This is a genomic window from Paenibacillus rhizoryzae, from assembly GCF_059686995.1.
Genome location: NZ_JCAALT010000008.1, coordinates 233,840 through 253,140, shown reverse-complemented (window position 1 = coordinate 253,140; position 19,301 = coordinate 233,840). Strand labels below are relative to the sequence as shown.

The window sequence follows — 19,301 nt, the reverse complement described above, 5'->3', positions numbered from 1 at the left end:
ATTGCATGCAATTTAATTGTGTTATTCAGTATAGATTGGCTTGCTAGCCTAAGCCGCAGAGAGGAAGACTGCAATGGAAAAAGGTGCTCAGCTGGAGCTCGACAATCAGCTCTGCTTCGCCCTCTACGCCTGCGCCCGCGAAGTAACGAAGCTGTATCGCCCGTATTTGGATGAACTAGGCATTACGTACACTCAGTATGTAACCTTGCTTGCGCTCTGGGAGAAGGACGGCGTACCTGTGAAGGAGCTGGGAAACCGGCTGTACCTGGATTCCGGCACACTCACGCCGCTCTTAAAGAAGCTCGAAGGGATGACACTCATTCGACGGGAGCGCGATCCTGAGGATGAGCGCAGCGTCATCGTCCGATTGACCGACCAAGGACGCGAGCTGAAGACGAAGGCGGTATCGATTCCGGAGCGCGTGTTCTGCCAGACCAACATGCCTACCGAGGAAATTACCCAGCTTCGAGAACAGCTTCGCAAGCTGACCACAGCTGTTCATGAGCAGTCTTGCGGTCAATTATAAGCTTGTATCTAATCATAAAGAAGACCATTTCAGCGCTGCATAGAGGCTGAAATGGTCTTCTTTTTTATATCCTGGGCGCAGCGATTATTTCCCGGGAAACGGGCAGCAGGCGTTATGCTTCCCACCAAGAAATGTTGGCGAAGGAGGTAAGCGTGCCCGCTACGGTGAGCGAGCTGCTGACCGTAATGGAAATGCTTTGATTCTCCGGCACGATTAGTCCGCCCACATAGTCGAAAGAAAACATACCGGGGTTGAGCGGCAATGAAAGGAAGGCTGTCCCCCCGGAGGCGGCGCTTGTGGAGGATCTCGCCGTCATGGCACTGGTCGCTGAATTGCCGAACTGCGTATTGAAGGGAGTCAAGGTGGAGGGGGAGCTTATTGTGGCTGCCCTCGTCATCGTCAAGGAGCCGCTGAAGGAAGAAAGTAAGCTAAGGCCAACGCCGACACCGCCTGATATACGAGAGACATAGAGCGTTCGGCCGCTGGCATTGGGATTGGAGATTTGAAGGGTTGCGATAACCGTACCGCCTAATATACTGAGCGTTGAAGAGTTATTGAACGTTGCTATAAATTCACGTGCGGACACCGCCGCTCCGTAGTCGGGGGGCGTGTTGATTCCCGGCGACACGTAGGTGTTGGTCAGTTGGCCGTAGAACCTGCTGTTCGATTGGTCGAATACGAAATGATTGGGCATAAGCGGATTTTATACCTCCCACCAGGTTAAATTTAGCGCCCCTGTCAAGGTGCCCGTACCGAGCGTAACGGAAATCGTCTGGTTGGCCTGCACGATAAGCGAGCCAGTGAAATCAAGGACGAAGAGCCCGGAAGTAACCTGAAGAACCGTGCAGGTGGTTGGGGTGCCGCCAAGTGAGCCGGTATTTTGCTTGGTAGTGACAACGCTCGTCGTAGAGCTTCCGAACAAAGCGTTAAAAGGGGGCGGCGTCGTACCGCCGGTAATCGTTCCCCCTGAAGCAATCGTTAAGGTTGCTGCGGCAGTCGTTCCGCCCGTAATACGTGAAATGTAAAGCTTCTTCCCGCTGCCATTTGGATTCGCCGCTTGCAGCAGAAGGGAGCTTCCCGAGCCCACGCTTGTACTGCCGGTGCTCAGAATAAAGAGAAAGCCGCTCTTGGCGGCATCGGCCTCCGGGCTTTCGTTAACGCCGGGGGAGGTGTAGGGGTTATTTTGCTGCATATAGATGGGGTTATGTTCGGTATTAAACACGTTGTAATTGTTCATGCAGCACCTCTTATTTGGCAGATTGGCAGACTGACGGAGTTTGATGTTTATACCATTATATGAAACGGGCGCGTGCTCTGCCCCTAGATTAATATGGATTTTAAGAGAATAGGCTTTTGTCTGCCACTTCAAGGACAGTCGCCGTTTCATTCCTTGCCGGATGTACATAGAGTAGAGAAGCGTTATTGCTAAGGGGAAGATGTCATGAGCAGCAAGCACTCGCGGCGCCGTACCAAGGGAAGCAAGCCTCTACTTCTTCCATGCTCCAAACGGGACGGTGTATATAACCAAAGCGATCGACAATCGACAGGCAGCAAGAAGTGCCGACCCTCCAAGAATGGGGTGTTTTCGGAGCGCACATTTATGAATGTCGAGACGACGGACGACTTTGTTCCATTGCCTTCACAGGACACATCCAATAAAACGGTCTATTCGTATGCCATTGTAAACGATGGCTGCGAGCCTGCAGCCGTTCTGCTTGAGATTGGTCCTAACGGGAGGGATTATGTAGTCGAGACGGAAGGGGTTGTGGAGATAAAAGGGATGGGCGTCATCGTGCCATCCAGATTTCTTCGGTATGCGCGGCTTGCGGTCAAGTCGGAGCAGCCCGGTAAACCGACCAAGCTCTGTATTTATTTTCAATCACAGAAGGCAAGGTGAAGACGAGTACTGCAGAAAGCGCTGCAGGTAATTTTGGGAAAAGAAAGAGTGAACAGCGATGCCGAACTTTTCAAGCTTTAACCCGAATCCGGACAACCTCCGGACGCTGATATTTGGTCATGATGACACTGAAACCGCGAGAGCGGTAGCAACCGATTCGGCCGGTCATATACTGAATATTATTTTGGACGGTACCATCAGCAGTATCTCCGGGGTCACCATCTCGGGCGGAACGGTTTCGGTGGGTACCATTGATAACCTGTTAAACGGTACGATCACGAGTGTAATGGGAGCGACGATTACGGCTGGAACATTGACGAACCTGTTAAACGGTACGATCACCAGCGTGATGGGAGCGACGATTACGGCCGGAACGATCAACAACCTGTTAGATGGTACGATCACCAGCGTGCTAGGGGCAACGATTACAGCCGGAACGCTGACGAACCTGCTTAACGGCACGATTACAAGCGTAATGGGAGCGACAATCACGGCGGGAACATTGACCACATTGACGAACCTGTTAAACGGTACGATCACGAGTGTAATGGGAGCGACGATCACAGCCGGAACGCTGACGAACCTGCTTAACGGTACAATCACGAGTGTGATGGGCGCAACGATCACGGCTGGAACACTGACCAACCTGTTAAACGGTACGATCACTAGCGTGCTTGGAGCAACGATTACAGCCGGGACATTGACGAACCTGCTTAACGGTACGATCACCAGCGTAATGGGAGCGACGATTACAGCAGGTACACTGAGCAGCGTGACCTCGATTTCGCAGAAGAGCTTCATGGAGCTGTCCAATCCGCTGCTTACAACGGCAACTGCCTATACGGCGCTGAATGCTGTGACAACCAGCGTGCTTGGCACGTATTCGTTCTTCGTGTACAACCGTGGACCTAATAAAGCCGATGCACGCGTGGAAATCAGCGCTGACGGTTCCAACTGGTACGCGGATGTCGATACGTCGACAGGGATTTCCGTAGGCAGCGTAGATGTCCTAGTGCCGCAGCGGTTCCTCAAATATACGCGGTTGGCCTACAAATCAGCATCTGCCGGAAATCCAACGACGATCGATGTATTCTTTAACGGCCAAGGCACTTAATGCAACGAACGGGAGTGTGATCGCATGCTGCTCGGCATTCATGTCCTCGCTTGCAACGAAGAGGACGTTCTTGGACGCTGTCTTCGAAGCGTGCAGGGGCTTGCAGACGAAATCATCGTTACGGACACCGGCTCTGTGGATCGTACGGCCGCTATTGCGGAAACGTACGGGGCACGGGTTATTCATCAGGCGTGGGAGGATGATTTTGCTGCGGCCCGTAATGCCGGGCTGGATGCGGCTCGTACGATATGGGTGCTTGTCCTGGATGCGGATGAGTATCTTAGAGCGGGTGTGCAGCGGACAGACCTTCGGGAGCTGCTGCGCGCAGCCCATACGGATGCTTACCGCGTGACGATTGAGAATCGGTTCGGCGGCGAGACCGGAGAGACGGTCAGCCACGAAGCCGTGAGGCTATTCCGGGCGGATCGTGGATTGCGTTATCAAGGCGTTATTCATGAGCAGCTTGTCCACCCGGGCTCAAGTCCCACTGCCGTTGACGGACAACTTTGCAGGCTGACTTTGGAGCATGACGGGTACATGCCTGAAATCATTGCACGTAAGGGGAAGGCGGAGCGCAATTTACGACTTATCGAAAAAGCGCTGCAGCTGCAGCCGGATGATCCGTTTCACCTTTATAACAAAGGCGTTACGCTTTGCCAATTGCATAAGCCAAAGGATGCTTGCACGGCGTTCTCTTTGGCTTATTTGTTTGCGCGCGCAGAAGCGCCGTATCGCCCCGTGCTGATCCGGGACTGGGCGAAGGCGCTGCTTGCGCTGGATGATGCCGGCGGAGCTGCCGCGCTGCTGCATCGTGAGGTCGACCGCTATGCGGACTACCCTGACGTGCACCTGCTCTACGGCGACAGCCTGATGCGCCAGCGGCGCGTCATGGAAGCGCGCAGCGCCTACGAGGCGGCGCTGGAAGCGGGGGCGGCGGGGTCTGCCTCCGCCCGGTATGTGGCAGAGGCGGGCGCGGGGACGTATCGCGCCCGCTGCGGTTTGGCCGCGGCCGAGGCGGCGCTCGGCCGGGGCGATAGCGCGCAGCGCTTGTATGCGGCGGCCGCCCGTGAGGCGCCGCGGTTTGGCCCTGCCCTGGCCGGCTGGGCGGAGCAGCAGCAGGCCGCGGGCGAGCGCGATGAAGCCATACGCGCAGCGCTGGCTTCGAGTGTGGGGCTTGCGGCGCCGGGGGATTTGGCGCTGCAGGCCCGGGTGCTTGGCGGCATAGGCGCGTATGCCGCCGCACTGCCGCTATGGCGCGCGGCGCAGCCGCTCGCGCCCTCGGACGCGCGCGAGTACGCGGCGTGTTTGTCCGGCGCCGGACACGCGGGCGAAGCGCGGGCGGTGCTGCTGGGAGCGCTCGGGGTCGCGGATGGCGCGAGCGAGGAAGGCGGGCAGCAGCAACCTTTGCTGTCATCGACGGAGCCGTACTGGTTAGAGCTTTGCGTGGATGCGGCACTTTGCTGCTGGACTGAAGGTGGGGCACTCCATGAGGAGCTGCGCAGCTTGCTTCATGGCAGCGCGGATTCTGAGGTGCAGCAGCTGGAAGCGATGCTGCTTGCAATGGATGGGTTCCTGGCGGGAACAGTCAGCGGATTGTCCCTGCGGGCTGATATTGCGAGTCTGCTGCTGGAGCGTGCGCTTCAGCTTGGCATGCTGCCATTGGCAGGCAAGCTGAAAGAAGCCGGGTCCGAGCTGCGGGAAGGGTATGCGGAACGGTTATACCTGAACGGTTATACCCATGCGGCGGCTGGTTTGCTGCTATCTGCTATGGAGAGCAGGCAGCTGCGGGCAACGGAGTTATTTTGCTTAGGTGAAATTCTCTATGGGAAACAGCTGTACGGCGAGGCGTTGTCCTTATTCGAGCAGGCGCTGCGGCATGGTGCGGCACCGGAGCGGGCGCGGTTTGGCGCAGCTGCCTGTTCATTGTCGCTGGCCAGGGAAGCGCTGCTGCCATGGGCCGCTGCTGCTTCCTCGCAATCGCAGCAATTTGGCGGCGGCTGGCCGCATTCGGATTTGGAGCAAATCGGTACGGCGTTGACCCGTGTGCAGGTAGCAGGCTGGCGGACGCGGTTCAGCGCCGCACAAAGGAGGCGGGCTCATGTCCAAGCCGGTTAAATCGAAGCCTTTAATTACACTGTGCATGATTGTCAAAGACGAGGCCCGGGATTTGCCGCGCTGCCTGCAAAGCGTGCAAGGTGTCGTAGATCAAATAATCGTCGTGGATACGGGATCGACGGACACTACGGTTGCCATTGCGCGGAAGTATGGTGCGATTGTTGTGCGCAGCGAGTGGACGGGGGATTTTGCAGCTGCACGCAATAAGGGGTTGGGCCGCGCCCAAGGCGAGTGGGTGTTATTTCTCGATGCGGATGAAGAGCTGGACGAGGCAACCGGCAGGCAGCTTCGTCTGCTTGCGCTGGAGCCGGAGATTACGGGCTTTTTTCTGAACATCTGGAATTACATGAGCGACGGCCGGAGTGAAGGTGCGACTATCAATCCTGTGCTGCGCATGTTTCGCAACGACCCGCGTTACCGATTCGAGGGACGCATTCATGAGCAGATTGCCGGTCCGATTACGCAGCATACGCCGCAGGCGAGGTTTCATATCAGCGATGTCATTATTCATCACTATGGGTATAAACGAGAAGTCGTCGCTGCCAAAAACAAACTGCAACGCAACCGCAAGCTGCTGGAGCAAGCGATCAAGGAAGATCCGGATAATCGGTTTAATTGGTATAACCTTGGCGTGGAATATTTTCGCGGCGGTGAAGTGGAGGAAGCGGTTGGTGCTTTTCGCAGAGCAAGGGAAGGAATTGATTATGCATCATTAAGCTATGCACATCTGCTTGTGAAGCATGAAGTTCATGGCTTGCAAGCTCTTCGAAAATGGCAGGAAGCGTTGGCGCTGCTGGAGGAGAGTTTGATCTGGTATCCGGATTACCCGGACTTGTGGCATGCCAAAGGGGTAAGTCTTGCAGTGCTCGGCAAATGGCGCAGGGCGGCTGAAGCGTTCGCAGCGGCTATTCATATCGGGCGTGCGCCGGCGATGTATCATACGGAGGATGGGATGGGCTCGTATCAATCCGCTTATTGGCTGGGCTCGATGCATGAAGCGGAGCTTGATTTCGAGACAGCGGCCCATTGGTATGCGGAAGCGGTTCGGTATCGGGGGAGCTTGCTTTTGCCGCTTCAGCGGTTGTGCCATATGATGCGCATTGCGAGTGGGCCGGAGCAGCTGGCTGCTTTTGCAAAAGAACGGTTTATCGTGGATTCACCTCAGGCGGCGACGAAGCTGGCGGGTATCATGCTGAATCACGGCTGTTACGGCGCCTTGCAGCAATGGCTGGACTATCGGCTTGAGGTGGCGTCAGACGAGGAACGTGCTGTGTTAATGCCTTGGCGTGCATTGGCGGAGGCATGCTTGCTACTGGAGAATGGGCTTGGCCATAAGGGGGCCGTGACGGGGTCGGCGTTCGCGGCGGAGCTTTCGGCTGTTGCGTCGTGGCTACATGAAGCTGGAGATCAGCAGCAGTATCCGGATTCTGCGGTTCGTTGGCTGCCGCTTTTGCTGCGAAGCAGTGAGATGTTGCGGGATCGGGAGAAGTCGTCGTTACAAGCTGAGCAAGTGAATGAAAAGGTGAGGTCCATAATCGGACAATACCTAGATGTGAAACCGCCTGCCGCTTTCGATGGCTCGGGTTCTGAGAAGGGAATTCGTGCTTCTGTACAGGCACTGTGCGGACTTGCGGATTATCACCTGAGCCGGCTGCAGCAGGGTGATGCTTCTTCTCAAATACAAGCTGCTCAGAGCATTCGCTTGCTGCTGCCGGCCGGGAGTGATCATTAGCGATGGTAGAGCGGCGAGATTCGTTTAGCGGGAGGAGCGCGATGATGCTGCCCGTTTCCCTGTGTATGATTGTGCGGAACGAGAGCCGATTTCTGGCGGACTGTCTGCGCTCTGCGGCACCGTATGTCGCGGAAATGATCGTGGTAGATACCGGCTCCACGGACGATACGATTGCCATCGGGGAAGCTTGCGGTGCCAAAGTGCTGCGGTCTGCGTGGCAGGACGATTTTGCCGCGGCTCGAAATATTTCGCTTGCCGCGGCTGGGCAGCCATGGATTCTGGTGCTGGACGCCGATGAACGATTAGCGGTCGCCTCGATGGAGAGGTGGGCGGCCCTGCTTGCCGACTCGTCCAAGTGGGGTTACTACGTCAAGCTGCATAGCTGGGTAGGGGGCAGCTCGGGATCGGGCTCCATAAGTGTCGTGACGGACGCGGTATGCAGGCTATTTCGCAAGGATGAACGGGTTCGTTTCCGCGGTATTATCCACGAAGAAGCGGCATCGAGCATGATCGAGCTCGGGGGCGAGGAGAGTGTTGGACTTGCTTCCGGCATTGAAATTTGGCATGAAGGGTATCGGGATGAAATTATTGCGGAGCGAAGGAAATTTGCTCGTAATGGGCGGCTGCTTTCGCTTGCTTTAGCGAATGAACCGAACGATCCGCTTCTGCGTTATGCGGCGGGAACGGAGTTATTTACAGCCGGCAGGTACAGCGAGGCGCTGGCGTGGTTGGAACCGCTTGTGGATGCGGCCATTGTGCAGGATCAAGGTTATGGCTCCGATCTGCTGCTCAAAATCATCCACGGGTGCAGGGCTGTAGGCCGATCGGGGGAAGCCGCGCGGTACGCTAAGGTTGGAGCGCTGCGCTATCCGGATTTCGCGGATATGCATGCTGCCAGAGGTGAGGTGCTGCTTGACCTCGACGACGCGGAGGCCGCGCTTGGATGTGCGGTAGCCGCGTCATCTATAGGCGAGGTACCGTCTTATTATTCGACCGCCGAAGGTGCAGGGACGTATCGCTCACGCTATATGGGAGGCATTGCGCTGGAGCGGCTGTATCGGTTCGAGGAGGCGGCGCAGGCGTATGTATCGGCGCTTGCACATAAGCCGGATTACTGGCCGGCTTGGCGGCGGCTAGTGCTGCTGGGACTGCTGCATGTCCCGATTCGGAGACATTGGCGGCAAGCGTTAGAATGGCTAACGGACGCCTCTTCAGAAAGCGGGTCGTCCGCGGCTGGTGATCGGTATCTATTAGGCGAGATGGAAGCCATACTTAGTGATCTCGGTTTGGACAAATATGAGATGGAGACTATTGGGGCGCTCTGGCGAGGTGAGGCGGATCGGCATTCGGGTGCGGCTGCTGGTGCCTTTGGCGGTGCCGTTGCTGCTGTGAGGCCGCTGCTCAGAAGTATCTGGCTCGCTTGGCAGGGCGAAGGGCTAGGTTTGCTTGAGGCATGGGGCGGACCGGCTGCTGTGACGGCGCGGTCACCGGTGGCGGAGGCGCAGCGCTGCTTAGCCGATGGTTGGACCGCCGCCTTGGGCGGCGATTGGCGGGCAGCGGCGGATGGTTTTGCCGCTGCGACCGGTGTCGCGGGCGCGCGCCCATGGCAGCAGCGAGCTGCAGCGGCGGGGCTTGCCGCCGCATTTGCCGCACGGGCGAGGGCATATTGCGGCGCGGAGCTGCTGCCCCAGCTTCGCAGCGAGGAAATGCTCGAGCTGCTGGTTGGGACCACTGTGCTTGCGAACTAAAGTCAGCCCGTTGTTTTGTTAACCGGCTGCGGACCTGTCGCTTGCAGTCGCTCTGAAGTCGCTTGGTGACGACGATTGCTCTACAGTTTCTCGATAGTTTCTCTGTACCAGTCACTCGACAGTCACTCAGCAGTCTCTCGGTGATGGTCTGAAGTCTCTCGGTGTCGATACTCTCTCGATAGTTACCCAATGCCAGTCGCTCAATCGCCGCTCGACAATCCCCCGATAGTTCCCCCGCAGTCACTTTGCAGCAGCATCATTCAGGTTTCCCGGTCACCTCTTCAGCGTCTCCCTAGCTCCTCGCCGCTCTAACGAACCGTGGAGGCCTTATTTTGGGGAAATGAGCACCTCCAAAATTCTAACGAACCACAGAGGCCTTATTTAGCCAAACTTAGCAGAAAAGCACGGGTTAGGGAGTAAATAAGGCCTGTAGGGTTCGTTAGAATGTCAAAATGAACATTTTGGAGTAAATAAGCCCCCTACGGTTCGTTAGATTTACAGGGAGCATAAATTCTCGTCAGCCGCTTGGTGACTTTTGCTCAACAGCCTCTCGATAGTTTCGGTGACAGTCGCTCGACACTCTCTCGACACTCTCTCGACACCAATGACAATCCCTCGAAAGTTCCCCCGCAGTCACTTTACAGCAGCATCCTTCAGATTTCCCGGTCACCTCTTCAGCGTCTCCCTAGCTCCTCGCGGCTCTAACGAACCGTGGAGGCCTTATTTTGGGGAAATGAGCACCTCCAAAATTCTAACGAACCACAGAGGCCCTATTTAGCCAAACATAGCAGAAAAGCACGGGTTAGGGAGTAAATAAGGCCTGTAGAGTTCGTTAGAATGTCAAAACAAACATTTTAGAGCAAATAAGCCCCCTACGGTTCGTTAGATTTACAGGGAGCATAAACTCTCGGTAGTTGCTCGATCGCCCCTCGATGGCCCTGAATCCGCGCCGAAGCATGGCTTGATTCCGGCATTCACGTTGTACAAGCCGCCCCCATCCCGATATGCCGGCTGCTGATTGTCCGAGAATCGCTTAATCTCGGCCAGCCAACGGCTATACGCTGCCGTCCGCGCGTTTCGTCAGCCGTAGAGAATGAGGATCGGAGGGTGAAAGCCACCGCAAAAACAGCAAATGAGGCCCTGCGGGGGATGATTTGTACCCCTGTAATCGGACAATTCGTACGGTTTTAGACGGAAGTGTACCTATCTCCGCCGTGAACCGTTCTTATATAATCGGTCGTGTGGAAAGCGCTGTCATACAAGCTAAGCTGATCGTTATCCGCTGCTGGAAGCTTGGCAGCGATTTTTTTACCGAGCAATAAAAGCGCTTTCAGATTGGCTATCACGGTTGTCGTCGTCGCTCATGCAAGGTGTCATATCGGGAGAAAGGGGGAATGGCAGCGTCCGCTCGCCGTACATAACCGCGGATGAATGCCGTCGGTGCAGCAAGAGCCTATTTTCTAATGACAAAGGGGACTGAAGGAAATGAAAAACAAATTGCAGCGCCGAAGAAAAATCTGGCTGAGCCTTCTCTTAGCTATTATCGCCGTCGCGCAGATCGGCTATTTGCCTCCGCACGCCAACGTGGCGGAAGCAGCCGACAATGGATTAGCGTTGAAGCCGTACATGGGCTGGAGCAGCTACAGCATGCAGGTATATGATGGTCCGTCGGGAAATTGGGTTTCCGAGGCGAAAATCAAGCAAATGTCCGATGCGATGCACGAGAAGCTGCAGTCGCACGGTTATAACTATATTAATATTGATGCCGGCTGGAACGGCAGCATGGACGAATATGGACGTCCGGTTCCAAGTACGACGCTCTATCCGGGCGGATTCGAGAATCTCGTCAAGTATGTCCATGCCAACGGGCAGAAAATCGGGATTTACATGATCCCGGGTATCTCTCCCGGTGCCATTGATTCGCCTACGCGGATTCCGGTTTATGGCACGACGGATTGTTTCGTTAACGATATCGCCGTAACGCCTCACAAGACTGCGGATTACTGGGGCATGGGCTATAAGGTTGATTTCAGCAATCCGTGCGCGCAGAAATACGTCGATTCCGTCGCGGACCAGCTGGTTGCGTGGGGCGTGGACTTCGTGAAGTTCGACAGCGTTACGCCGGGTTCCGGCCATAACGACACGTCGATTGACGCGCGGGACGATGTTAAAGCGTGGTCTGAGGCGCTTAGCAAACGCCATATTTGGTTCGAGCTTTCATGGGCCCTCGATCATAACTACGTGGATTTCTGGAAGAAATACGCAAACGGCTGGCGCGTAGACTGGGATGTTGAATCCTACGACCGCGAAATCGGCATGACGCAGTGGGCCAACATTGCCCGCTTATTCCCGGATGCCGCGCTATGGTGGCGGGATGCAGGTCCCGGCGGCTGGAACGACTTCGACTCCATCGACATCGGCAACGGGATGACATCGGGGCTGACGAAGGACGAACGGCAGACGGCAATGACGCTGTGGTCCGCTTCTTCCGCGCAGCTCTATACCGGTGACGATCTCAGCAATCTGGATGATTACGGACTTGAGCTGCTGACGAACGACGAGGTTATCGCCGTCAATCAGGCGGGCCACCCGGCGCATCCGGTATCCATGTCTACCAATCAGCAGGTATGGTATGCCAATAACGGTGACGGCACATATACGGTCGCATTGTACAATCTCGGCAACAAGGCAGCCGCGGTGAACGTGAACTGGAAGGATATCGGCCTTACTGGCGCTGCTTCCGTCCGTGATCTGTGGGCGCATAAGGATTTGGGCAATTTTGAGACAGGCTTCGGTCCGGTTACGCTTGAGCCGCATGCTTCGCGATTGTTTAAGGTAACGGCACAGGCCGGAACTTCGCTTGTCAATGACGACGATACGGGCATGCGTTATACGGGCACATGGACCCGCAACGGCGGCAAAGAGCTGGCAGGCGATGCAGAGGATCTGTCCATCGCTGTAACGGATTCGTCCGCTGCCCCGATTGCGAACATTACGCAAGATGCGGATAATGGCGACAATTCGCAGCCGTCCACTTCGGATGTTGGCATTGCGGCAGTATCGCACACGGTCATACTCAACGACAATGATCCGGCCATTTCCTATACCAACAAGTGGGGCTATAGCAGCGGCAGGAACGGACTGTCCGATTATATGAACGACGTTCATTACGGTGAGCCCAATAATGGGACAGAGCCCGAAATCACGTATAGCTTTAACGGCACCGGAATTGAGCTGTGGTCCGAGAAAGGCGGCAGCAACGGCAAGCTGGACGTATATGTCGACGGCGATGCGGCTGTAACGGTGGATACCGAAGGTACGCCGCAGGCTGGCCAATACGCCGTCTTCAGCAAGACCGACCTGGCACCGGGCGCGCATACCATTCGCGTCGTACGCAATGGCAACGGCCAATATTACTTTATCCTTGATGCGCTGAAGGTCACGACGGACTCACTTCTTGACCAGCCGTCCGCATCCAGCTTCAGCAAGGACGTGCCTGCTGATATTACGGTCCATCTGCCGTATGGAGCAAGCACGCTGACGGGCATCAAGAACGGAGCGGCACCGCTTGCAGCCAATACCGATTATTCGATTAACGGCAGCGACGTGACGATCAAGCAAAGCTATCTCATGCAGCAGCCTTCCGGCCAATCGGCCGTGCTGAATTTCGGCTTTGCCGGCGGCGATACGCAGTCGATATCGATCGCGGTTACGGGTACCTCGCTCAGCACGTTATCCGCGACCTTCGATTTGAAAACATCGGCCCAGGCCGACGTCACGACGACGCTGACGCTTGGCGGCGGCAACAGTCTGACCGCGATCAAGAACGGCGCAGATGCGTTGACGGAGGGGACGGATTACACGATCGCAAACGGTCTCGTGACGATCAAAAAATCGTATTTGCAGCAACTATCGGTCGGCGTGACCAACCTGACCTTTGCATTTAGCGTGAGCAGTCCGCAGACGCTGGCCATCAACGTCATCAATTCATCTTCGCCCGGACGCTATGCGATGATCAACGACGATAACCCGGATATTAAATTTACGGGCTCATGGAACCGCAGCACCGGCCGCCCGTTTGACGACTATAACAAAGACGTGCACTATCTCGAAACGAACGGCGGTTTCTTCACTTATACATTCAACGGAACGGGAATTTCGTACATTACCGAGGTTGATAAAGGCCAAGGCGATGTGGAAATTTACATCGATGGCGCACTCGACAAAACGGTCAGCACGTATGAAGCCAATGCGAGCAACAAGCCGCAGCAGACCGTCTATACGGTATCGGGTTTGACACCGGGTATCCATACGCTGAAGGCGGTTAAGAAGTCCGGCCAATTCATGCTGCTCGATGCGCTGAAAGTGCGTTTAACAGATCTAATCGATGTATCCGTTGCCGATTTCGACAAGAACATCGCCGCGCAAGCCGACGTGAGTGTGAACGTTCTTGGCAGCATCGGCAGCCTGAAGGAAATCTCAAACGGCGCGTACACGCTCGTGAACGGCACTGATTATAGCATTGCAGGAAATCAAGTCACGATTAAGAAGGCGTACTTGGCGGCTCAGCCGGTCGGTACGACGAAGCTGACGTTCGCATTCACCGGTGACAATGCCAATGATGTGCACGTGACAGCAGCAAACGACGATTTCTTCCAATATCAGTTCACGGGCACAGGGGTCGAGCTGTTGTCCCCGACAGGACCGGAGCAAGGCAACATGGCTGTCTTTATTGACGGCGAACTGAAGGCGGCTGTGAGCGCAAATTCGGCAACCCGGAACGCGATGATCAGCTTGTTCAGCATCTCGTCGCTGACAGACGGCGCTCACACGCTGAAAGTCGTTAAGAAATCTGGCGCGCTTATGCTTGTCGATGCGCTCAAATTCAATATTTCCGCGAATTCCGGTTCCCCTGGTCCGGTCGGCGGCGGCGGTGGCGGTGGCGGCGGATACACGGATCCGGGCGCAATCAACGTCGTGCATTCGACACTGCCTGACGGTACAGTCAAGGATGAAGTGAACTTATCCGGCGACAACGCGAAAGCGTTAATCGACAAAGCCAAAACCGCGGGCGACAAATCTATCATTATCTCGGTTCCGGTATCGAAGGATGAAGTCTCCTTAACGAGCATCACGCTGCCGAAAGAAACGATTAGCCAGCTCTCGGAGAGCACACTCGGCGTGAAGCTTGCGGCGAATGGCGTAACGGTTCAAATTCCGAACGCTTCGCTGAAGGACTTCAAAGACGATGCTTACTTTAACCTCGTTCCTGTGAAAGCAGCGGATAAAGGGAAGGAGCTCGAGAAACGCGCGAATAGCGCGAAGATCGTGATTGCGGCAGCCGGCGGCAGCCAAGCGACGCTGCTTGGTCATCCGGTTGAAATCGAGACGAATTTGCAAAATCGCGAGGTCACGCTTGTCCTTCCGATCGAGGATGCAACCATCAGCGAAGCGAATCTGGCGCGGCTTGGCGTGTACATTGAACACAGCGACGGCACAACTGAGTTCAAGCAAGGTACGCTGACGACGATTAACGGCGTACGCAGCATTCAATTTACGACGAACAGGTTCAGTACGTTCGCGCTGATGAAGATCGCAGGCGATTCACCTGTTTTCTCACATGCGCCTTACGTGAAGGGCTACGACGGCGGTTTGTTCAAGCCAAGCGGCAGCATCACCCGTGCAGAGTTGGCAACGATTCTGTCGCGCATCTCCACGCAGTCCGAGACAGAGAGCAGCCGTGCGTACGCTGACGTGAAGTCCGGATATTGGGCAGCCGACGCGATTGCAAAAGTGACGCGTATGGGAGCGATGCACGGTTATGCGGATGGCAGCTTCAAGCCGGAGCAGCCGGTAACCCGTGCCGAGATGGCTGCGATCACGGCGAGCTTCGCTCCGAAGAACCAGGTTGCAGGAGCAGGTTATTCCGATACGGTCGGCCACTGGGCCGAAGCGGCCATCAAGACCGCTCAAAGCGCAGGCTATCTAAAAGGTTATGCAGACGGTACGTTCCATCCGGGCAGCACGCTCACGCGCGCCGAAGCGGTAACCATCATAAACCGCGTACTGGGCAGAGGCCCGCTTTACGGAATCGCGCATTCCCCATGGAAGGACGTTCCGGATAATCATTGGGCTGCGGGCGATATCGAGGAAGCCTCGGTCAGCCATCAATACCAGCCAAGAACAGGCGGCGGCGAGCAGGCCGCGAAATAATTTGCTGCTCGGCATAAGCATGAAATGAAGGAAGCAGCCCGGATCATCGATCCGGGCTGCTTCCTTATTATCTATATCGAGAGGGTCGCCGTGACGACACTTAGGTGGCTGCAAATCTCGATGGTGTCGCGGCTTATGATTTCGTGCTCACACCCTCTCAACGCTAACGAACCGTGGAGGCCTTATTTTGGAGAAATAGGCATCTTTAAAATGCTAACAAACCACAGAGGTCTTATTTAGCCGAAATGGGTAGAATTGCGCGGGTTTTTGACCGAATAAGGCCTGTAGGGTTCGTTAGATTTTCAAATCGATGGTTTTGAAGTGAATAAGGCCTGTGGGATTCGTTAGAATTTCAAAGGTTTATCGCGATGCCGGAGTAGTGTTCAGTAACCTGAGTCCCGCCGATCAAACTGTTCCTCCAACAAGGCACTCCACCGCTGCTGCCATCTGCCGATATCGAATGCGAATGCCGTGCGCCGCGCATCCGCCCCGTACCGCTGTCTCAGTTCCTTATCCATGAGAAGTTCACGTACAGCTGTATACAGGGCATTCTCGGTTGGCGGGACAAGGCGTCCGTTGAAGCCATCGGTAATAAGGTCGTTGAGACCGCCGACATTAGTGGCGACAATGGCAACGCCGCAGCTCATCGCTTCCAGGCAAGAGAGGGAGGTTCCCTCCGAGTATACCGTCGGAATGACGGCGACATCCGCAGCGCGATAAGCATCCCGAACAGATGAAAAAGCATAGGTGTGATGCACGATTCGATCGCGGTTAGGGTGACTCTTCAGCCAGGTGTAGAAAGCCAGCGCCACCGGCGTGCCTTCGACAAGCTCGCCTGCAAACTCCACGGTCAGCGTCGGCATCTCAGCCAGCAGTCGATCGGCAATGAGCATCATCGGCACGATGCCGCGCTCGTAGCTCAGCCGCCTTGGATAGAGTAGTCGCAGCCTGCGAGAAATAGACTCAGGCTGAAGAAATAGGTGTATGGCAGCCTTTATCGGCTCATTCGTGCTCGCCGCTGCACCTTCATCCCTGCCGTCACTCGACGCTTCCGCACCGCTTCCGGTGCGATCGGCATCCTCTAACGCTAAACCCCCATCTCGATCCTCCGATGCTCGCTCGCCGTCCTCCTCAGTCACAATTCCCAGCCGCACTACCTTTTCCGCATCCGCCTCATCCTCCGGCTCCTTATCCAGCGGTTCCTCGTCCTCCAAGTCATCCTCCAGCTCACCCCTCGGCGTGAACCACGCCGTATCCACCGCATTCGGCAGCAGCACGAGCCGCTCCGCATCATCATACGAGCAGCAGGAGCGGCAGTACGTCTGGAAATGCGAATCGACGGTCACAATCCGCTCCAAGCCTCTGACCGCCCGCTGAATCATCACTGCGACATCCGCTTTGACCACTTCGCTCATATCATGCCAATCCCAGCTGACCCCGTGACAAATGCCAATACTGCCCGGTACATACCGAATCGGATGCCACAGGCAGCTCCCATAAATAATAAGCCCCTCAGCCTCGGCCGCCATCCGCTCGAATGCCCCCGCAATATCATTCAGTTCATAGGCAAAACCCCGCACGGCCACGCCATTATAGGTCGTTTCGAAACTGCGAAAATACGACAGCTGATACACGACGGCACGCCAGCCTCGCGCCTGAATAACGCCGCATAAGTCGAAAATATACCGCTCCAAGCCGCCTCCGAACGGCTTCGAATAAGCTTCTCCCTCCGAATAACCATTCAAGTAGCTATGCGTCAGAATAGTAACCGTCCTCATGCTTTTCCACCGCCTTCCTCATCCTCCTGCCAGCGCACAAGATGGGGGTGGGGGTCGAGAATGGAGGCGTAATGTTCCAAGCTGCCCCATTTGCCGAGGGGATCATTTTGCATATAACGGTCATATTTGGCCCTTCGCTGCGCGTCATCCCCGGCCCAGCCGTAATGTTTGACTCGAAGCTCGGATTGAAAACCTGTAAGTAGCGAGCAGGAAAGCGGCAGACGCGGCACATGATGATCCCAAGCCGGATAGAAGTACGAGTAGAGCGGCAAATAGCGGACAAGCATCATCGTATGCCGTTTGTGCAGCTGCCATAACGGGTCGTCCCGATAGTAAGCGAGCGAGCCCCAGAAATCGTACATGCGAAAAGCAACCCAGTCGTACCGATCCTGGTCGATGAGCGCCCGAATCTGCGACTTGGCTTTCCGCTCAAAAAATTCATCCGCATCGATGGACAGCAGCCAATCCGGTTCTGTCCGCAAGACCGCTTCCCACAGCAATTGGCGTAACCGCGCTTCCTGACCGAACAGCGGCTGCTCCAGCCGCACCAGCAATTTCACCTTAGGGAACGAGCTGCAAATATCCGGCGTCCCGTCATCGCTCGCATCGTCGACGATGACGATCTCATCGACAAAGTCGGACAAGTCGGCTAGTGCGGCCTCTAGATATCGACCGGCTTCATTTCGAACCTGCATCATAGCCGTCAGTTTATTGCCGCTTGCCTTACGAAGTGGCCGAGGCACATCATCGCTCACGCATATTCCCCCTCTGCCAGCTGGTGGGCCTTATAGTCGACTGCGGCCAGCTCTGCTATTGCTTTTAGCGGTTCCATACCGGTCATAGCGGCTTGCAGCATCGCGTGCACGGCAGCATGCCGCTCTCCTTGCAGCGCAAGAACGGTGCCTTCCAGTTGCAGCCGTTTCAAACGGCTTTGTACATTACCGGGCGACGTTTCCAGCAGAGGTAAAGCCGCGTCAGGCCGTCCGCTTAGCAAATAAACCTCAACTAACAGCTCCGCTGCGCGTCTCCTGGCATCGGTATCCGGATCGCTGCTGCCAACAAGCAGCTCCAGCAGTTCGGCGGCATGCCGGAAATCGTCATTCAGCCGATAGAGCAACGCCGAGGCGAGCTTATCCCTGCCTGCCGCCAGCAATCCGACCAGCTCCGAGAAAGCGTCGCGTTCGTGATCGGTGACTACGCTGATCCCATACGTATCTATCGCGTCCGAAATCCGTCCTTGCAGCAGCCTGACGGCAGACAAGAAGCGAAAATAAGTCGTAATCGCACCGGAATCACCCGTGAAGATCGCCCGCTCGAACGCTGCCTTACCCAACTGCTCGGCCTTATCGGCGTCACCAAGCAAATAGGAATAAACCGTTTGAAAAAAAGTCTGCATCGCCGAAGGCAGCAGCACCTTCGATTGCTCCTCGCGAAAATCGCATCTGCGCAGCAGCTGCAGCCTCGCCAGCGAAGCAACGCTCTTCCCGCTAATCGCATCGCTGATGGCTGCGGCGGCAATCGCATCCGCCGCCGTGTCGATGCCATCCTGCATGAAGACGCGGCCGCGCCGAAACCATTGCTCGAAGTAGAAGGGCTCCGAGCCGACCATGACAAGCGAAGCCGCCGCGCACAAGGCGTCGCGGCAGTGCAAATAAGCTTCATCCCCTTGTTCAAGCTCAGCGGGGAGAAGCATAATCAAAGCTTTCGGCTGCCTGCCGGCAATCTCATAAATCCAGCAGGGGTGCGTAACGATCGCAGCCGTACTTGCCCACGGAATATCGGCAAGCGCCTCCGGCGCAATGGTGCGATAACTCTCCGGAGCACCCGTCATTGCAGCCGCCGAAGAGACAACATAGACATCCCGCCCGCGGCCGGCGGATTCAACGATTGCACGATAAGGAAACGTTTCCCATGTACGATGCGGGAACAACACAATGGTATCTGCCATTTCAGCTCATCCCACCGTTTGAAGGGCACCGCCGCAGAGGCAGCGCGCAGACTTTTGACTCATCCATCATTGTATGGGTAGGGGCGGATGAACATTCCAGTTATGCCCAGTCCGGAGAGGCCCGCTGCCCAATTGATTACGTATAGCGCTTTCATAGATTATCGATTATATTCAAATTCTAATCATTTCTTTGTTCATGCATCATATCGACTGATCTCGCGATCAGCGTC

General features: G+C 55.9%; 12 protein-coding genes. 7 read left to right on the top strand and 5 right to left on the bottom strand.

What is annotated here, in order from left to right; translation table 11 throughout:
* The first annotated feature begins 73 nt into the window (after window positions 1-73).
* Window positions 74-526 (top strand): MarR family winged helix-turn-helix transcriptional regulator, encoded by a 453-nt coding sequence (locus tag AC6ESO_RS23475; protein ID WP_497093514.1) that lies wholly within the window; start codon window positions 74-76, stop codon window positions 524-526.
* A 112-nt stretch (window positions 527-638) separates the two neighbouring features.
* Here AC6ESO_RS23475 and AC6ESO_RS23470 read toward each other — a convergent pair whose 3' ends face one another.
* On the bottom strand, window positions 639-1,220 hold the full coding sequence (locus AC6ESO_RS23470; RefSeq protein ID WP_497093513.1) for a hypothetical protein: 582 nt from the start codon (window positions 1,218-1,220) through the stop codon (window positions 639-641).
* Between the two features lie 9 nt (window positions 1,221-1,229).
* On the bottom strand, window positions 1,230-1,763 hold the full coding sequence (locus AC6ESO_RS23465) for a hypothetical protein (RefSeq protein ID WP_497093512.1): 534 nt from the start codon (window positions 1,761-1,763) through the stop codon (window positions 1,230-1,232).
* 204 nt (window positions 1,764-1,967) lie between these two features.
* Here AC6ESO_RS23465 and AC6ESO_RS23460 point away from each other — a divergent pair, with 204 nt between their 5' ends.
* From AC6ESO_RS23460 to AC6ESO_RS23435, 6 genes are all read left to right on the top strand, one after another.
* Window positions 1,968-2,423, top strand: coding sequence for a DUF6385 domain-containing protein (locus AC6ESO_RS23460; protein ID WP_497093511.1), 456 nt, complete (start codon window positions 1,968-1,970; stop codon window positions 2,421-2,423).
* 58 nt (window positions 2,424-2,481) lie between these two features.
* Complete coding sequence (locus AC6ESO_RS23455; protein ID WP_497093510.1) at window positions 2,482-3,537, top strand: DUF6385 domain-containing protein; 1,056 nt, start codon at window positions 2,482-2,484, stop codon at window positions 3,535-3,537.
* 24 nt (window positions 3,538-3,561) lie between these two features.
* Window positions 3,562-5,652 carry a glycosyltransferase gene (locus AC6ESO_RS23450; protein WP_497093509.1) on the top strand — a complete coding sequence of 697 codons (2,091 nt, stop codon included), beginning with the start codon at window positions 3,562-3,564 and terminating at the stop codon, window positions 5,650-5,652.
* Window positions 5,636-7,384: a glycosyltransferase gene (locus AC6ESO_RS23445; protein WP_497093508.1), complete on the top strand. Its 1,749-nt coding sequence runs from the start codon at window positions 5,636-5,638 to the stop codon at window positions 7,382-7,384. Before AC6ESO_RS23450 ends, AC6ESO_RS23445 begins: the two co-directional genes overlap by 17 nt.
* Before the next feature lie 41 nt (window positions 7,385-7,425).
* Window positions 7,426-9,132 (top strand): glycosyltransferase family 2 protein, encoded by a 1,707-nt coding sequence (locus AC6ESO_RS23440; RefSeq protein WP_497093507.1) that lies wholly within the window; start codon window positions 7,426-7,428, stop codon window positions 9,130-9,132.
* A gap of 1,485 nt (window positions 9,133-10,617) precedes the next feature.
* On the top strand, window positions 10,618-15,345 hold the full coding sequence (locus tag AC6ESO_RS23435; protein WP_497093506.1) for a X2-like carbohydrate binding domain-containing protein: 4,728 nt from the start codon (window positions 10,618-10,620) through the stop codon (window positions 15,343-15,345).
* A 383-nt stretch (window positions 15,346-15,728) separates the two neighbouring features.
* Here AC6ESO_RS23435 and AC6ESO_RS23430 read toward each other — a convergent pair whose 3' ends face one another.
* The 3 genes from AC6ESO_RS23430 to AC6ESO_RS23420 are packed head-to-tail and all read right to left on the bottom strand — an operon-like array spanning window position 15,729 to window position 19,071.
* Window positions 15,729-17,123, bottom strand: coding sequence for a glycosyltransferase family 4 protein (locus tag AC6ESO_RS23430; protein WP_497093505.1), 1,395 nt, complete (start codon window positions 17,121-17,123; stop codon window positions 15,729-15,731).
* Window positions 17,120-17,878 (bottom strand): glycosyltransferase, encoded by a 759-nt coding sequence (locus tag AC6ESO_RS23425; protein WP_497093504.1) that lies wholly within the window; start codon window positions 17,876-17,878, stop codon window positions 17,120-17,122. Before AC6ESO_RS23425 ends, AC6ESO_RS23430 begins: the two co-directional genes overlap by 4 nt.
* Window positions 17,875-19,071 carry a hypothetical protein gene (locus AC6ESO_RS23420; RefSeq protein ID WP_497093503.1) on the bottom strand — a complete coding sequence of 399 codons (1,197 nt, stop codon included), beginning with the start codon at window positions 19,069-19,071 and terminating at the stop codon, window positions 17,875-17,877. The genes AC6ESO_RS23425 and AC6ESO_RS23420 overlap by 4 nt, the downstream gene beginning before the upstream one ends.
* Between the last annotated feature and the right edge of the window lie 230 nt (window positions 19,072-19,301).

What these genes read in the sequence shown, in the direction of transcription:
- AC6ESO_RS23475 (WP_497093514.1), top strand. Translation starts at nt 74, where the DNA reads ATGGAAAAAGGTGCTCAGCTGGAGCTCGACAATCAGCTCTGCTTCGCC.
- AC6ESO_RS23470 (WP_497093513.1), bottom strand. Translation starts at nt 1,220, where the DNA reads ATGCCCAATCATTTCGTATTCGACCAATCGAACAGCAGGTTCTACGGC.
- AC6ESO_RS23465 (WP_497093512.1), bottom strand. Translation starts at nt 1,763, where the DNA reads ATGAACAATTACAACGTGTTTAATACCGAACATAACCCCATCTATATG.
- AC6ESO_RS23460 (WP_497093511.1), top strand. Translation starts at nt 1,968, where the DNA reads ATGAGCAGCAAGCACTCGCGGCGCCGTACCAAGGGAAGCAAGCCTCTA.
- AC6ESO_RS23455 (WP_497093510.1), top strand. Translation starts at nt 2,482, where the DNA reads ATGCCGAACTTTTCAAGCTTTAACCCGAATCCGGACAACCTCCGGACG.
- AC6ESO_RS23450 (WP_497093509.1), top strand. Translation starts at nt 3,562, where the DNA reads ATGCTGCTCGGCATTCATGTCCTCGCTTGCAACGAAGAGGACGTTCTT.
- AC6ESO_RS23445 (WP_497093508.1), top strand. Translation starts at nt 5,636, where the DNA reads ATGTCCAAGCCGGTTAAATCGAAGCCTTTAATTACACTGTGCATGATT.
- AC6ESO_RS23440 (WP_497093507.1), top strand. Translation starts at nt 7,426, where the DNA reads ATGATGCTGCCCGTTTCCCTGTGTATGATTGTGCGGAACGAGAGCCGA.
- AC6ESO_RS23435 (WP_497093506.1), top strand. Translation starts at nt 10,618, where the DNA reads ATGAAAAACAAATTGCAGCGCCGAAGAAAAATCTGGCTGAGCCTTCTC.
- AC6ESO_RS23430 (WP_497093505.1), bottom strand. Translation starts at nt 17,123, where the DNA reads ATGAGGACGGTTACTATTCTGACGCATAGCTACTTGAATGGTTATTCG.
- AC6ESO_RS23420 (WP_497093503.1), bottom strand. Translation starts at nt 19,071, where the DNA reads ATGGCAGATACCATTGTGTTGTTCCCGCATCGTACATGGGAAACGTTT.